This is a genomic window from Streptomyces sp. 1222.5 (assembly GCF_900105245.1).
In the GTDB taxonomy this organism is placed as follows: Bacteria; Actinomycetota; Actinomycetes; order Streptomycetales; family Streptomycetaceae; genus Streptomyces; species Streptomyces albidocamelliae.
The window spans coordinates 913,418-928,560 of sequence record NZ_FNSZ01000001.1; the positions used below are offsets into that span (position 1 = coordinate 913,418).

Sequence of the window (15,143 nt, forward strand, 5' to 3'; positions counted from 1 at the left end):
CGCGGATCACAGGGTCCCCCGTTCGTCGGTGCCGGCGAACACGGCGCCGGCCGGATCGATCCCGGTGGCCACGCTCACGCCCTGGAGGTGGCTGGTACGCAGCGCCGGGTAGTTGGCCTCGCCGCCGGGACCGCCGGTGAGGCCGGTGCCGCCGTGGGTGGGCAGCACGGGCAGGAATCCGATGTGGGAGTCGTTGACCTTGAGCAGGCCGCCGCTGCGCACGCCGGCCACGAACGCCCGCACCACCTCGGGGTCCCGCGCCCACAGCGAGTTGCGCAGTCCGTACTGGTTGGCGTCGGTGAACTCCACGACCTGTTCGAGCAGGTCCGCGTCCGACGCGTCGGGCACCACCACCGGAAGCAGCGGGAAGAACGTCTCCTCACGTACGGCGCGCAGGTCGCGCGCCGACTTGAGCCCGTCCACGCGGATCACGGTGGGCTCCAGGAACATGCCGCTGACCTCGTTCGGCGTGCCGTCCACGTCGAGCCGCCGGCCGCCGCACACCAGCCGGGCCCCGCGGTCGAGGGCCTCGCCCAGCACCTCCTGGAAGGCGTCGGTGCGCCGGACCGGGGACAGCAGGACGTCGGGCTCCTCGGGCATTCCCGGCCTGATACGGCGGGCCAGTTCGCCCAGCTTGTGCAGCAGTTCGTCGGCGACATCCGGGTGGACCACCGCGCAGTTCGGCACCATGCAGATCTGTCCGGAGCCGTAGAACGCCTCGGCGAGGGCGGCGGCGGCCAGGTCCAGGTCGGCGTCGCGCCAGACCACGCAGGTGTCGTTGCCGGCCAGTTCCAGTACGGGCTTCTTGCCGTGCCGGACGCACTCGGCGCCGAACGCCACGCCCTGTTCGCTGCCGCCGAAGTACATGATGTCGTCGACCAGCGGGCTGTTCAGCCACTGCTGAAGTGTCTGCGGGGCGTCGGAGCAGACGACGGACAGTACTTCGGGTGGGGCTCCGGCGTGCTCCAGGGCGGGGACCACCAGTTCGTGCATGGCGTGCAGGACGCCCAGCGGGGCGCTCCGGGGCGCGCGGACGACCAGGGCGTTGCCCGCGGCCAGTGCCCACGCTCCGAGCATCGCGTTGGCCAGGGTGGCGTTCTGCGGGGGGTTGAGGCAGACGACGCCGTCGGCCACCCGGCGCAGGGTGAACCGCCGCTCGCCCGCGTCGATGTGCTGTTCCAGCTGCGTGGCCAGGAAGTCCCTGGTGTCCTCGCGGGTGTTGACGAGGATGCCGGACACCTCCCAGCGGGCGAGGGCCCGCGGATGGCCCTCGGCCACCAGCATCTCGACGATGTCGTCGTGCTTCTCCCGGGTGAGCCGGTGCAGTTCGGCCACGAACCGCAGACGGTGCCGCAGGGGCGTGGCGGCCCAGGTGCGGACCGCGGCGGAGGCGGCGGCCAGCGCGGCTTCGACGTCGTGGTGGTCGCCCACCGCGCAGCGGCCGATCACCGACTCGGGGGCCCGGTCGGCGGGCAGCCTGCCCCGGTCGAGGTCGCGCTTGGTGCGAATGGAGCCGATGACGTCGTCGAGCATGGCGGACGCTCGCACGGTGTGGGTCCACTCGCCGGAGTAGGTCTGGTTGCCGCCGATGTAGGAACCGTAGGTCAGCACGGTCGGTTCACCTCCTGGCCGGCGCCGCCGGCGTCGGCACGGTGGAAAGCGGAGACGGTCTCGTCGAAGGCTGCGGCCAGGGCCCGCACGGGCTCCCCTTCGGCGAACATGGAGAAGTGGTCGCCGAGCACCTTGCGCACGGTCAGGTGTCCCGACAGGTGCGCTTGCCACAGCGTCTTGTCGACCAGGTTCATGCGCAGTGCGGTGTCCAGCCGGAGGGTGTTGCCGGCCTCCTCCGCGCGCAGGAGGACCGCGTCCCCGCGGAACCGCTGGTCGGGATAGTGCGCCTTGAGCAGGTCGTAGTTGTGCTTCCAGATCTGGTAGAAGCCCTTTGCGCGCAGCTCCTGGACGTCCGGCCCGTCCTCCGCGACGGCATCCAGGAGCAGCGGGAAGGCGTCGGAGAACTCCTCGTCGCTCAGGTGCCGGCCGACGTAGGTCTCGGGCGGGTAGCTGTCCAGCATCACCAGTGCCTCGACCTCCTCGCCGGCGGCCTGGAGCTGGAGCGCCATCTCGTAGGCCACGTTGCCGCCGAAGGAGTAGCCGCCGAGCCGGTAGGGGCCGTGGGGCTGCCGGGCGCGGATGCGCTCCAGGTACAGCGCGGCCAGCCCGCGCAGGGAGCTGGGTGCGGTGCTCACGTCGGCGGGGAAGGACAGGGCGGTCAGGGGTACGGCCGACCGGGAGTGGGCGACCAGTCCGGTGTAGACGAAGTTGGTTCCGCCGGCGGGGTGTACCAGGTACAGCGGCCGGCCGGTGCCCTCCCGCAGGCTGACGAGGCCGTCCGACGGGGTGCCCGCGCCGGTGACGAGGGCGTCCAGCCGTTCCGCGATCCGCTCCGCCGTGCGCAGTTCGGTGAACTCGTCGTGGCCGAGATCGACGCCGAACTCCTCGCACAGGCAGGTGGTGACCTCGACCGCGAGCATCGAGTCGCCTCCCAGGTCGTGGAAGTCGTCGTCGGGGGCGATGTCCGCCATGGCCAGGTGCTGTTCCAGGACGGACAGGACCCGTGACAGGGTGCGGCCCGTGGCGCCCCGGCCGGACGCGGGAGGACGGGTGCTGCCGGCCGGTATCGGCGGCGCGGAGTCCCTTGCGGGCACGGCCGGCTCGAGGTCGGGCCGGATCCAATGGCTTTCCTCGTGCAGCGGGTGGCCGGGGAGGGAGACCTTGCGTCCCGGGGCTCCCGGCCAGTGGGCGGGCGGCTGTTCCTCGCCGGCGGCCGCCCCCGCGGCGACCGCGCGCAGTCCGGCCCGCACCTCCTGGAGGGTGGTGACGTCGAGGACGCGCGTGGCGGCCATCCGGGCACGGCCGGTGAACAGGGTGTAGGCCAGGTCCCGGACCGTGGGGGCGGTCGCGTCGTCGGCGAGGTGGTGCAGGAGCTCGGTCGCTACGGTGCGCAGCGCCTCGTCGTCGCGGGCGCTGAGGACGAGCGGGTGGACCCCGGCCTCCTCGTCGGCGGGCACGGTGGGTGCGGGAGCGGCCTCGAGGACGCAGTGCACGTTCGTGCCGCCGAGGCCGAAGGAGCTGACCGCGGCCGCGGCGAGCGGTGTGTCCGCGTAGTGGACGGGTTCGGTCGGCACCGTGAACGGCAGCGTGCGGTCGGTGTGCGGACTCGGCCGGTCGAAGTTGATCTGCGCCGGCACGGCCTGGCGGTGCAGTGCGAGGGCCGTCTTGATGAGACCGGTGATCCCGGCCGCCGCGTCGAGGTGGCCGACGTTGGCCTTCACACTGCCGATGCGGCAGTCGGGGGCGGGTCCGCCGGCCGCGCGGTAGGCGGCGGCGAGCGACATCAGCTCCAGGGGGTCGCCGACGGCTGTGCCGGTGCCGTGCGCCTCGACGTAGCCGATGTCCGCCGCGTCGAGGGCGGAGGCCTCCAGGGCGGCACGGATGACCGACTGCTGGCCGTTCGGGCCGGGGGCCGTGAAGCCGACCTTGTCGGAGCCGTCGTTGTTGACGGCGGTGCCACGGATCACGGCGTAGATGCGGTCTCCCTCGGCGAGGGCGTCGGCCAGCCGTTTGAGGACGACGACTCCGCAGCCGTTGCCCTTGACCGTGCCGGCCGCGTCGGCGTCGAACGGGCGGCAGTGGCCGTCCGGGGACAGGATGCCGCCCTGCTGGTAGCGGTAGCCGCCGGTCTGCGGCACGGTGATGCTGACGCCTCCCGCCAGAGCCGCCTTGATCTCGCCGCGCTCGAGGGCGGCGCAGGCCAGGTGCACCGCGGTGAGGGAACTGGAGCAGGCGGTCTGGACGCTCAGGCCCGGGCCGTTCAGGTTGAGCTTGTACGACACGCGGGTCGCCAGGAAGTCCTTGTCGTTGCCGAGGAGCACCGGGTAGCTGAGGGCCGTGCCGGCGAACTCCTTCGACGCCAGTACGTTGGAGAGCAAGTAGGTGCTGAGGCTGGTGCCGGCGAAGACACCCACGGGGCCGTAGTCGGGGCCCGGCGCGGTGCCGGCGTCCTCCATCGCCCGCCAGGCGCAGGTCAGGAAGATCCGGTGCTGCGGGTCCATGAGCTTGGCGTCCCGCTGGGTGACGTCGAAGAAGCGGGCGTCGAACAGGTCGGCGTCCGCGATGTCGGCGCCACGGCGTACGTATCCGTCGGCGTCGGCCTGTTCGGCGGGCACACCCGCGGCGGCCAGTTCGTCGTCCTCGAAGCGCCGGACCGACTCCTTTCCCGCCATCAGGCCTTCCCAGAGCTCCGTGGTGTCCCGGGCCCCGGGGAAGCGACCGGCCATGCCCACGATCGCTATGGCGCTGCCACTCGTCCGGCTGTCAGGCATGTGCTGTCCCCCGTGTCGATTCGATGTGCGCCGCGAGCCGGCGCACGGTGGTGTGGGTGAAGAGCTGGAGCATCTCCAGCCCGGGAACGTCGAGTTCCTCCTGGAGCAGGCGGTGGACCTCGACGATGTGCAGGGAGGTGCCGCCGACGTCGAAGAAGTTGTCGTCGGGACCGAAGGCGGTGGTGTGCAGCACCCGGCTCCACACCTGGTGCACCGTGGCGGCCGTGGTGCCCGCGGCTGCCGGGGCCGGGCTCGTGGGCTGGTCGGTGAGGAGGGGCCAGGGCAGGGCCGCGTCGTCGACCTTGCCGTTGACGGTCAGGGGCAGGGCGGGTGCCCGCACGACGCGGGCGGGCACCATGTAGGCGGGCAGCCGGTCGCGCACCTCCTGGCGGATCTTGGCGTCGGGCGGCAGGTCCGGGCCGGCCACGAAGGCCACGAGGGACGGGTGTTCGGGTTCGCGCTCGTCCAGTCGGACGGTGCACTCCACGACGCCGGTGACGGCGAGGTAGGCGGACTCGATCTCGCCCAGCTCGATGCGGAAGCCACGCAGCTGTACCTGCGTGTCCATCCGTCCGAGGTGGACCAGCGTGCCGTCGGGCCGGATCAGGCCGAGGTCTCCGCTGCGGTAGACGCGGTGGCCGTCGACCACCGGGAACCGCTCGTCGTTCAGGTCGGGTCGTCCCAGGTAGCCGAGGGTGACGCCGGCCCCGCCGACCAGGATCTCGCCGGGGACCCCCGGCGGGCAGGCGTGGCCGTCCTCGTCCACCACGCGGACGGTGAGGTGGGGCAGCGGGCGGCCGATCACCGAGGCGGTCTCCGTCTCGGCCTGGTCGGCCGTCACCTCGTGACGGGTGACGTGCACCGTGGTCTCGGTGATGCCGTACATGTTGACGAGCTGTGCGCGTTCGCCCATCAGGTCGAACCAGGGGCGGAGCGCGGCGTAGCGCAGGGCTTCGCCGCCGAAGACGACGTGCCGGACCGCCAGGTCGTCGGCGTCCGTGGGGCGCAGCACCTTCAGCAGCTGGTTGAAGGCGGACGGGGTCTGGTTGAGCACGGTGACCCGCTCGCGGACGAGCAGCCGCCGGAAGTCCTCGGGGGACCTGGCGGTGTCTTCCGGGACGATGACCAGGCGGCCGCCGTGGAGGAGGGCGCCGAAGATCTCCCATACGGAGAAGTCGAAGGCGTAGGAGTGGAACAGGCTCCAGGTGTCCTCGGCGCCGAATCGGAAGTCGCCCTGCGCGGCGTCCAGCAGGCGCATCACGTTCCGGTGGGTGACGCGCACCCCCTTGGGGCGGCCGGTCGATCCGGAGGTGAAGATGACGTAGGCGCAGTCGTCGGGGTGCCTCGTGGCGGGGCCGGTCTGTTCGGGGCGGGCCGGGTCACCGGCGGGGAGGGGGGACAGTCCTTCCGCGTCGGGCCAGCGGCTCTCGTCCTCGATCACCGGCAGTCCGCCGGGGAAGCTGTCGAGAATCTGGTGGATGCGCGGGGCGGGCGAGTTGGGGTCCAGCGGCACGTAGGCCCGGCCGGCCTTGAGCACCCCGAGGACGGCTGCGATGAGCTGCGGGCTCCGGCGCATCGCGATGCCGACGTACTCGCCCGGGGCGTGTGCCTCCACCTGCCTGGCGACGCGGTCGGCACGGTCGTTCAGTTCGCGGTAGGTGAGGGTGGCGCCGTCGTGGACCACGGCGGCGCGATCGGGGTGGGCGAGGGCGACGGACTCGAACCAGTCCGCCAGGGACGCCGGAAGGGCTGGGTCCCGGTCCTCGGCGTGGTGCGCGTTGACCAGCGCCTCCAGCCGCTGCCGGGCGGGGCCGTCCAGGGCGGGCAGCTCGGTGATGCGACGTTCGGGGGCTTCGGCCACCAGACGCACGATGTGGTGCATCACCGCCAGGGGGTCGCGGTCCCACTGCCGGTGGGAGCACTCGGCATGGATCTCGAAGTCCGAGTCGTGGTCCTCGACGTTCATGGACATCGGGTACTTGACGGCCGTGCGGTGCAGCGGAAGCTGCTGCACCGTGCAGTCGCCCAGTCGGACCTTCAGCGGCTGCTTGTAGTACGTGAAGGCCTGGTCGGCGCTCAACGGGCCGTCCAGGGCGCCGGGACAGACGTCGCGGGCGGCGGCCGCCAGGTCGAAGTCCTGGTACCGCAGCATCTCGGTCTTCTTCTCCTCCAGCGACACGCACAGGTCGGCGAAGGTGTCGTACTGCGTCAGGTCGGTCACGAGCGGCAGGGTGTTGACGAAGTAGCCGAAGGCGGCGCGCTGGCGCGGACCGCGGCGGTTGGAGAAGGGGACACCCACCACGGGGGTCCGGCCGCCGGTGCACCGGGCGTAGGTGACGAGGTACGCGGCGAGGAAGAAGGTGAACGGCGTGCAGCCGAGTTCCGCGGCCCGCTGCCGGACCAGCGCACTGGTCTCGGTGCCGAGCAGCAGGTGACGTTCCTCGCCGTGGAGGATGCCGTCGGGGCCGCGGCGGCCTTGGAGGCGGTCGTCGCCCAGGGCGGTCATGCCGGCCAGTTGCTCGCGGAAGAAGGCGAGTGCCTGCTCGGTCGGTGGGCTCGGCCGGACCAGCGTGGACGGCGCGTCCAGCACGGAGTCGGGAAGCTCGGCATCGGGATCGTCGTAGAGCCGGGCGATCTCGCTTACGAGGTTGAAATGGCTGTAGCCGTCGGCGACGAGATGGGAGAAGAACATCGTCAGGTAGACCGCTTCGTCGTCGCGGTAGAGGTGGAAGGCGAACTGGCGTGGGGCGTCCGGCGCGAGAGGTGTGTCGGCCTGCCGGGCGAGCAGGTCGGTGACCGTGCGGCGGCCGTCGCCGTCGAGTCGTGTGACGGGTACGAGGTCCTCGGGGCTGCGCCGGCAGGGGCGGTGGACGGCCTGGACCTGTCCCTCGTGGCGTTCGAACGAGGTGTTGAGGGCGCGGATGCCGGCGCCGAGCCGGCCGAGGACTCGTCGCAGGCGCGGCAGGTCCAGGTCGCCGGTGATCCGGAACGCCACCGCGAGGTTGTAGGCGGGGTCCTCGGGATGTATCCGGGCGTGTGTGTACAGCTTGAGTTCCGCGGGTGTGGCTTGCGCGGCAGAAGACTGTGTTTCCATGGATGGATTCCCACTTCACGTCATCAGGGGCCCGGTAGCGGCAGGAGTCGAGCCGCATGAGCCGGACTTCTCGTGAGTCGTATGAATTCGACGCGGAAAGCACACGTCGACGTCGGGTGACGAGGGAATTCGGCGGAAGGCACCCGTGAGTGATGCACGGGCCCGACGAGGGCTGGATTCCTCGGTGCGGGTGCGCCGAATTCACGCAGGCGAAATCTTCGCCACGCCGGTCGGCGTGACGGCCTGGAAGTGGATCAGAGGGCCCGGTGGGCCTGCGAGGCGCCGATCCCGGCGAGCGCGGCCAGGACGTGAGTGGGTGGCGCGAGTGATGCCAACTTCATGAACTCCCCCGTTCATTGAGCATGATGAGCGGCAGCGGGCTCGCCCGGACACCGCCCGACCCACCGGCGACATGGTCAAGTGCCTGGCCAGGGTGGGGTTTTTCGCAGTCGGTCGCGATTGTTCCGCGTGCTTCGGGAGTGCGCCTCGGAGGCTGTCCCCCCGCAACTGAGAACGATCCGACTCGTTCCAATCTAGGCATCACCCTCGCTCCCGTCAAGCGTTGATCATGCACGCCGCACGCAACCGGAGTCCCTACGTCAGCCACCTGGCAAGCCAGTTGCTTTTCCGGTTACCGGCAAGTACTGTGCCGCCCCGTTAGTCGTCGAACGGCCATTCACCGCCGCCGGGACGACCACTTCCACCGCCACTGGACGAACTTCGTCGGCGCAATCACCCGACCTCGTCCGCCGATTCCGTCGGTACGCCTGCCGCAGTACGGCGGGCGATCCGATTCCGCCCCGCGCAGACATGCCGGGAATTCCGTGCGGCGGGTTGCGCCGCACCACACTCAGGGGGAAATCCATGCGCTGCTCCGGCCGTGATCCGATATGACCGTCCGCAGGAGCCCGGCCGGCCCCGCCGGGCCTCACATGCCGGACCCGCCTCGCGCCACGTCTCCGTTCCACGCCCACGCCACGGCATCGGCGATCCGGCCGGATGCCTGCCGTTCCGGCGGGAACGCCCGCCCCTGCGGGCACCTCCGTGAGCGGCCGGGCATCCGCCATCTCATCTACGGCGGAAGGCGGTTCGCGGCCGCCGTACACCCGGCCGGCTCGATCCGCATCACCTCCCCTTCCTCCGCCCGGCACGCCGGGCGGAGGACGACCGCCTCGGCCCCTGACCCGGCCCGAGGCTGCGCGAGCCGCGGGACCTCGCGCCACGCCGTCCGTGCTCCGCTGCCGCTTGGGCACGGCACCCGCCCGTCCACACCACACCTCGCGTTCCCGCCCCGGCCCGTGGAGGACCTGTGAACTCCTGGCTCCGCACCGTGAAGCCCGTCGCCCGCGTCCGCGCCCGGATCGTGTGTCTTCCCTGCACCGCGGGTTCAGCCTCCGTCTACCGCTCCTGGGCGCCGATGCTGCCCCGGGGGGTGGAACTCACCTCCGTCGAGCTGCCCGGCCACGGGACGCGGGTCGGAACGGAACCCGAGGAGCGCGTGGAGCGGATCGTCCACCACGTCAGCCGCGAGCTGGCCCCGCTGGCCCTCGCGTCGCCTCTCGTGCTGTTCGGGCACAGCACCGGCGCGCTCCTGGCCTACGAGACGGCCCGCCGCCTGTGCGCCGAGGGGGCACCCCCCTCCCTCCTGGTACCGGCCGCCCTGTGTCCCGCCGACCGACTGGACCGCAAGGCCAACGGCGTGCTCGCGGAGCGACCGGACCGGCTCAGGGCACACCTCGGCCGACTCGGCCAGGCCCCACCGGGCGTCGCGGCCTCACCCGGCCTGCGCACGGCGGAACTGGGAGCCGCCAGGGCGGGACTGCGAATCCTGGCCGACGCACCGGCCCCGGGAGCTCCGCTCGACGTACCACTGATCGCACTCGCGGGACGCCACGACCCCCTCTACCCGCCGCCGCTGATGGTCCCGTGGAAGCACCTCACCCGGCGCTGGCTGGGCCTGCGCATCCTGCACGGCGACCACTTCTTCCCCTGGCAGAGCGACGAGGTACCCCGGCTCCTGGCCGACATGACACTGCTCGCGTCGGGGAGCAGCACCGACACCGAATGGGACGGCGCCCTCGTCGCCGACTGAGCACAAGCCACTACCGGAATGAGAAGGGACGCCCGGATGGGAACCATCCTCGTCGTCTGCGCGAGCCCGTCCGCCCGCTCCACCACCCGGGCGGCACTGCAGCGGGCCGTCGTGCCCCGGCTGGAACACCTGGGACACGACACGGGCTGGCTGTCCGTGCGGGACCTGCCCGCGGCACCCCTGATGGCGGCCGACCCCACCGCGCCGGCGCTGCAGCGGGCGGCAGCCGCGCTCGACTCCGCCGATGGGGTCGTCCTTGGCACTCCGGTCTACAAAGCGTCCTTCTCCGGCCTGTTGAAGGTCTTCCTGGACGTCCTGCCCCGGGACGCGCTGGGCGGGAAGGCAGTCCTGCCGCTGGCGACCGGCGACTCCCCCCTGCACGGGCTGGCGCTGGACTTCGCGCTGCTGCCGGTCCTGAACAGCATGGGGGCCCGTCACGTCGTCCCCGGATGCTTCCTCACCACCCGGGAGCTGAGAGCCGACGCAGCCACCCCGAGCACCCTGGAGCGGGCGGCGGACCGCCTGCACACGGCGGTCCGCGCCGCGCAGGTCGGCGTCTGAGTCGGCGACCGGCGCGGCCGCCCGAACCTCCGCACGGCACCTGTCTGTCCGCCCGTCGCGATCCCGCGGCTATGGTCGTCCCTGGAAAAGCACTGGTGACGCTCCATCAATGGGACGGGTATGCACATAGGCACGGACGAGGGTCCCTCCCGGGAAAGGGAACCCTCGGAAGGGGAACCGAGTCGGCAGGAGACCTCGGCGGCGGAGCTGGCCGAGGTCCTCCGAGAACGCCTCGACCGGCTGGCCGACGGCGCCACGGCCGCGGTCCTGGAGCAGCTGCCCAGCTTCAGCGACTGCGGCCAGGACCGCGCCGAGCTCACCGCCACCGTACGGCAGTTCCTGCGCGCGGGGATCGACGCGGTGGCGGAGTCCCGTACGGCCACCACCCCGGCGGAGACGGAGTTCGCCCGGATCTACGGCGCCCGCCGGGCCGTGCAGGGCATCCCGTCCGAGGAGCTGACCCTCAGCTTCTACGTCGCCCTGCGCGCGGTGTGGATCGGGTTCCCCTGGAGCTCTGCCCGCGGCGACTTCCTCACCACTTTGGTGGGCGCGATGGAGCGTTCCATGCTGTGGCTGCAGAATGTCGTGGCCGCCGTGGGCGCGGGCCATCAGCAGGCGCTCGTCGGAACCTGGCTCGACGTCAGCGTGCTGGGACAGCAGCTGCTGAACTTCCTGGAGGACGGATCGGCACCCGATGCCGACGTGCGGACCGTACTGGACCGTCTGGACATGGACAGCGCGGGACGCTTCCAGGCCTGGGTCGCGCCGCTGCCCGACGACGGCACGACCGGCCGGCTCCTGCACACCCGCCTGCAACAGCAGCCCGGCCGCTGCGCCGTCGTCCACACCCACGGCCACCTGGTCCTGCTCAGTCAGGACACGGAGGCGGTCGCGGTCGAGAACGCCCTGTCGGAGGCCGGCGCGGCGATCGTCGGCGTGGGTCTGTCCAGGCAGGGGGCGGCGGGAGCCCGGCGCAGCCTCGCCGACGCCCGCGGTGCCCTGCGCGCCGCACGACACCGTCCGGGCGTCCACCGGTACGCCGACGTGTGGCTGTTCGCGCTGGCGCAGGACCCGGCGGCCGGTGCCGAGCCCCTGTTCGAGACCGCTCGCGCCACGGCGCGCGCGCAACCCCATTTGGCCGACGCGGTGCGTACCTTCGCCGACCACGGCTTCTCGATCGCCGCCGCGGCCCGCGCCCTGCACCTGCACGCCAACACGCTCACCTACCGACTGGAACGCTGGCGTGAACTGACCGGCCTCGACTGCCGCGACTACATGGGACTGGTCACCTCCCGTACGGCCGTCGAGCTCGCCTGAGCCGCGTCCGTGTGCCGGGACCTCACCGGGAGTACAGCCAGGTGATCAGCCGCTCGAGCCGGGCCATGTCCCGTGCGCCACGCGCGTAGGTGGTCACGGCCAGCGGCACGTCGAACAGCTTGCGGGTGCGGGCGGCGGGCATCGCGAACTCCCGCAGCCCGTCGGCTCCGTGCACACGTCCGTACCCGGATTTTCCGCGGCCGCCGAACGGCAGGGCCGGGACGGCCGGGAAGGAGAGGACGTCGTTCACGCTGACCATGCCCGCGTTCAGCCGGTCGGCGAGCTCGCCGGCCCGGCGGCGCGCGAACACCGCCGCGCCGAGCCCGTAGGCGGAATCGTTGGCCCGCGCGACGCCCTCGGCCGCGTCCGTGACCCGGTTGACCACCAGTACCGGCCCGAAGGTCTCCTCTAGCACCGCCGCCGAGTCCTCGGGGACGTCGGCGAGAATCACGGGGCCGGTGACGTAGGGCGGCGCCACCGACTCCGGGCCTCCCACGACCGCACGACCGCCCCGGGACAGGGCGTCCTCGATGTGCCGGCGGATCACCTCGAGCTGCCCTGGCACGGTGATGGGGCCGAAGTCCGTGCGGGCCCGCACCTCCCTGGCCCGGCGGGCCAGCAGGGTGAGGAATTCGTCGTACACGGGGTCGGCCACGTAGACCCGCTCGATACCCGCGCAGGACTGGCCGGCATTGCTGCACCCACCCCACAGCGCGGCCTCCACAGCGGCCGGAACATGGGCGTCCTCGGCCACCACGAGGGCGTCCTTGCCGCCGAGTTCCAGCAGGACCGGGGTGAGCGTGGGCGCGCAAGCCGCGAGGATCCGAGCGCCGGTGCCCGGGGAGCCGGTGAACGCGACCTTGTCGACGCCGGACGTGCACAGCGCCGCGCCGGTGCCGCCGTCCCCGGTGGTCAGCTGCAGCACGGACCGTCCCGGCACCGCCTCCGCGAACGTGTCCACGAGCCACCGGCCGGTGGCCGGGGTGTACTCGCTGGGCTTGAACACCACCGTGTTCCCGGCCGCCAGGGCGTAGGCGATCGAACCGAGTGGAGTGTGCACGGGGTAGTTCCACGGGCCGATCACACCGATCACCCCGTAGGGCCGGTACTCCACGGTGGCGAGTTGGTTGGCCATGAGCAGTCCCGAAGGGACACGGCGCCGCGCGAGGACCCTGCGCGCGTTGCGCGCGGCCCAGTCCACCTGCGCGAGGGCCGCCGTCATCTCGATGACCGCGTCGGCCCGCACCTTGCCGTTCTCCCGTTCGAGCAGGTCGAGGATCTCGGGCAGTCGGCGGGCCATCAGCCGCCGCCACTCCAGCATGCGGGAGCGCCGTCCCTCGTGACCGATCTCCTGCCACCAGGAGGTGGCCTTCCTGGCCCGGGCCACCTTGCCCCGGACGGTCTCCTCGTCGTCCACGGGGAAGCCGGCCGTCGGCCGGGGGGCCGCCGGTCCGAGCGAGTCCGGGTCCGCCGTCCGGGAATCTGCGGTGGAGACCATGCCTGCGTGCCCTTTCGTGACGGCCGGACGAGCCGCCACGGCATCGCGGCGGCCCTGGGGAGTCTTGACAGCAGCGTGCCAAGTTCCTAATCTGAAACGAAACGATTCGTTCTGACAGAGTAAAGCATTGCGCACGGGAACCCCACAAGGGCCCATCCTCCCCGCCGAGTTCACCCGCGAGCCGAGAATCCCTCGCTCGAGACACACGGCAGGGAAGCAGCACCCCTCGGGCCCCACCCCTCCGCCCTGCTCATGCCGACGCCCCCACGCGTAGCCGGCCCGCGCAATGACGAAGGCGACCGCCATCTCCCCTCGCCGGCCGGTCGCCCCACGGCACGGGGCGGGCTGCCGCAACCCATAATGAATACGAACCGAATCGTTCTGACACGAGTCCGTCGGACGTCCGGTCACCCGGAACAGGCAGCGCAGGAGAGGCGAATGGGGACGAAGCGAACCTTGCAGAACGTCGTGGATGCGAGTGGTCCACATCGCCGGGACCTCGAGGCGAGAAAACGCATCCTCGCCGCCACGCTCGAACAACTCGAAGAGCGCGGATACTCGCGTATGACCATCGAGCAGGTGGCCGTCAGCGCCAAGGTCGGGAAGGCTACGCTCTACCGCTCCTGGCCCAACAAGGCGGCTCTGGTCCTGGACGCGGTCCGCAGCCGACTCAAGGAGGTCCCCACCGCGGAGACCGGCGATACGCGCGACGAGCTGCTGAGCGTGGCGAAGCAGGCCCTCGCCAGCTTCTTCGGGTCCGTGCAGGTGCAGGCCATCCTGCCCGCACTGGTGGCAGACATGTCCCAGAACCCCGACCTGCGCCAGCAGTTGCGCGAGGAGGTGATCGAGCCGCGCCGGGCCCGGTCCCGCACCGTCCTGCAGCGTGCCATGGATCGGGGTGACCTGCCGGAGGACACCGACGTCTCACTGGCTCTGGAGATGTGGGCCGGCGCGATGATGTTCCGCAGCGTCTTTTACGGCGACGGGTACGACGACGCCACGCTCGCCCGCATGGTGGACGCGACGCTCGCCTCCCCGCCGCGTTTCGATGCGGAGGATGACACACGCCTCGCCGATGACGCCTGACCCTCCGTGGCCTCCTCATCCTGACAGGACGTCTCCCCCGTCACCACTGTGGATTCCCAGGGATGCGCCCGGCTGATCCCGTGAATTCCCCAGGGCGCACCGGTGCCCGGCACGAGCGGGCCGTACCAACGCCGGGCGGTCCGCAAGGCAGCCCCGACTGGTGACGCGGACCGAGGTGTTCGACGACATCCGGGAAGATCCGAAAGGGCCCGGGCGTCACCGCGGCCCCCGGCCGAGCCGCCCTGTCGCCGAATGCGCCGACGGGCCCAAAGCGATGCGGTCGCGATGGGCCCGCAGTTCGGCGCCGGCCCGCTGAGGACTTCGCGCCGGCGCTGCGCACGGGCACGGCGGGGCCCTGAATTCGGATGATCGCCGCAGCGGCAGCCTGGAGCAGGCACATACGCGATGTCGCCGTCACCCTGCCGCCCTCCGAGCCCTGGTGGCCCGCTTCCGCGAGGATCTCCACCGCGGGCCGGTCGGCCTACGACGGCAGGCTGCGCGAGTGCACGCCCGCGCTCCGACCTGGTTCCTGCTCCCAGCGGCGCGGCAGTGGTCTTCGGCCGTGACTTCGCCAGGGCCCCGTCCTCCACCGAACCGGTGGGCCCGTTCATGCATGCGGCCTACCAGGGGATGCGGCGGCTTCCGCCGTTGACGACGCTGGACGAGGGTGCCTGAGCAAATCGGGACCGTGCACGCACCGCCTGCTGGCATCTGCGAGGACGAATGCAGCAGCGCAGCACCCGAAAGGAGGCCATCTTGACCCAGCTGACTCGCATTTCGCTGGATGGCGAGGGCTGCATTCTGGTCGAGGAACCAGCAGGTGTGCTGGAGGGGCCGGTGAAGGCCGGTCGCATCGCTGAGGCCATCGGTGAGCTTCCCAGGACGCTGCAAGAAATACTTGCGCCCGTGACGGAGGCGGCGCGCGTCACACTCGACCAACTACGCAGGGCTCATCCCGACGAGATCGCGGTCGAGTTCGGTGTCGACCTTGCGGCGGAGGCCGGAGCAGTGATCACCAAGAGCCAAGCGGGTTGCCACCTCAAAGTGACCATGTCGTGGAAGACGAAGGACGATACGGGTCGTCCTTCTCGTCCAGACGCACGCACAGGCTGA

At 71.5% G+C, this 15,143-nt stretch carries 9 protein-coding genes; 5 read left to right on the forward strand and 4 right to left on the reverse strand.

Annotated elements, in window-relative coordinates; all coding sequences use genetic code 11:
- Positions 1 to 6: 6 nt before the first annotated feature.
- From BLW57_RS04150 to BLW57_RS04160, 3 genes are read right to left on the reverse strand one after another with little or no spacing between them, the layout of a single operon-like run.
- Positions 7 to 1,611, reverse strand: coding sequence for an aldehyde dehydrogenase family protein (locus BLW57_RS04150; protein ID WP_256339379.1), 1,605 nt, complete (start codon positions 1,609 to 1,611; stop codon positions 7 to 9).
- Entirely contained in the window at positions 1,605 to 4,382 is a 2,778-nt protein-coding gene (locus tag BLW57_RS04155; protein ID WP_093472221.1) for a polyketide synthase, read from the reverse strand. Before BLW57_RS04155 ends, BLW57_RS04150 begins: the two co-directional genes overlap by 7 nt.
- Positions 4,375 to 7,476, reverse strand: a complete 3,102-nt coding sequence (locus BLW57_RS04160; protein WP_093472222.1) for a non-ribosomal peptide synthetase — start codon at positions 7,474 to 7,476, stop codon at positions 4,375 to 4,377. Before BLW57_RS04160 ends, BLW57_RS04155 begins: the two co-directional genes overlap by 8 nt.
- Before the next feature lie 1,309 nt (positions 7,477 to 8,785).
- On the opposite strand from BLW57_RS04160, the gene BLW57_RS04165 reads away from it, so the two are divergent.
- The 3 genes from BLW57_RS04165 (at position 8,786) to BLW57_RS04175 (ending at position 11,446) form a co-directional block, all read left to right on the forward strand.
- Positions 8,786 to 9,568 carry a thioesterase II family protein gene (locus BLW57_RS04165; RefSeq protein WP_176985451.1) on the forward strand — a complete coding sequence of 261 codons (783 nt, stop codon included), beginning with the start codon at positions 8,786 to 8,788 and terminating at the stop codon, positions 9,566 to 9,568.
- A gap of 36 nt (positions 9,569 to 9,604) precedes the next feature.
- Positions 9,605 to 10,129: an NAD(P)H-dependent oxidoreductase gene (locus tag BLW57_RS04170; protein ID WP_093472225.1), complete on the forward strand. Its 525-nt coding sequence runs from the start codon at positions 9,605 to 9,607 to the stop codon at positions 10,127 to 10,129.
- A 120-nt stretch (positions 10,130 to 10,249) separates the two neighbouring features.
- Positions 10,250 to 11,446, forward strand: coding sequence for a helix-turn-helix domain-containing protein (locus BLW57_RS04175; protein ID WP_093472226.1), 1,197 nt, complete (start codon positions 10,250 to 10,252; stop codon positions 11,444 to 11,446).
- A gap of 22 nt (positions 11,447 to 11,468) precedes the next feature.
- Here the strand turns inward: BLW57_RS04175 and BLW57_RS04180 are convergent, their stop codons facing one another.
- Positions 11,469 to 12,944, reverse strand: a complete 1,476-nt coding sequence (locus tag BLW57_RS04180; protein WP_093472228.1) for an aldehyde dehydrogenase family protein — start codon at positions 12,942 to 12,944, stop codon at positions 11,469 to 11,471.
- A 438-nt stretch (positions 12,945 to 13,382) separates the two neighbouring features.
- Between BLW57_RS04180 and BLW57_RS04185 the strand changes: the two genes are divergently transcribed.
- The gene (locus tag BLW57_RS04185) at positions 13,383 to 14,030 is read left to right on the forward strand and encodes a TetR/AcrR family transcriptional regulator (protein ID WP_176985452.1); all 648 of its coding nucleotides are present in this window, start codon (positions 13,383 to 13,385) and stop codon (positions 14,028 to 14,030) included.
- Positions 14,031 to 14,786: 756 nt separating this feature from the next.
- Positions 14,787 to 15,143, forward strand: a complete 357-nt coding sequence (locus tag BLW57_RS04190; RefSeq protein ID WP_093480516.1) for a CU044_2847 family protein — start codon at positions 14,787 to 14,789, stop codon at positions 15,141 to 15,143.

Coding starts and splice junctions, on each gene's coding strand:
- BLW57_RS04180 (WP_093472228.1), bottom strand. CDS start 12,944: ATGGTCTCCACCGCAGATTCCCGGACGGCGGACCCGGACTCGCTCGGA.
- BLW57_RS04160 (WP_093472222.1), bottom strand. CDS start 7,476: ATGGAAACACAGTCTTCTGCCGCGCAAGCCACACCCGCGGAACTCAAG.
- BLW57_RS04155 (WP_093472221.1), bottom strand. CDS start 4,382: ATGCCTGACAGCCGGACGAGTGGCAGCGCCATAGCGATCGTGGGCATG.
- BLW57_RS04185 (WP_176985452.1), top strand. CDS start 13,383: ATGGGGACGAAGCGAACCTTGCAGAACGTCGTGGATGCGAGTGGTCCA.
- BLW57_RS04170 (WP_093472225.1), top strand. CDS start 9,605: ATGGGAACCATCCTCGTCGTCTGCGCGAGCCCGTCCGCCCGCTCCACC.
- BLW57_RS04175 (WP_093472226.1), top strand. CDS start 10,250: ATGCACATAGGCACGGACGAGGGTCCCTCCCGGGAAAGGGAACCCTCG.